Source organism: Haemophilus sp. HMSC066D02 (assembly GCF_001810545.1).
Taxonomy (GTDB): Bacteria; Pseudomonadota; Gammaproteobacteria; order Enterobacterales; family Pasteurellaceae; genus Haemophilus_D.
Genome location: NZ_KV801808.1, coordinates 1 through 312 on the forward strand (window position 1 = coordinate 1; position 312 = coordinate 312).

General features: G+C 57.4%; 1 protein-coding gene. It reads left to right on the top strand.

The features are described from left to right. Window positions 1-312, top strand: a 312-nt coding sequence (locus HMPREF2750_RS05435) for a hypothetical protein (protein WP_186821576.1), incomplete at both ends; no start/stop codon positions are given.

The following is a 312-nucleotide window of genomic DNA, read 5'->3' on the forward strand; positions in this document are numbered from 1 at the left end:
GTGCTACAGGCGCAACTGGTGCTAAAGGTGACACTGGCGCAACCGGCGCAACTGGTGCAACAGGTGCTACAGGCGCAACCGGCGCAACTGGCGCAACAGGTGCTAAAGGTGACACAGGTGCTACAGGCGCAACTGGTGCTAAAGGTGACACAGGTGCTACAGGCGCAACTGGTGCTACAGGTGCTAAAGGTGACACAGGTGCTACAGGCGCAACTGGTGCTACAGGTGCTAAAGGTGACACTGGTGCAACAGGTGCTAAAGGTGACACTGGCGCAACTGGCGCAACTGGTGCAACAGGTGCTAAAGGTGACA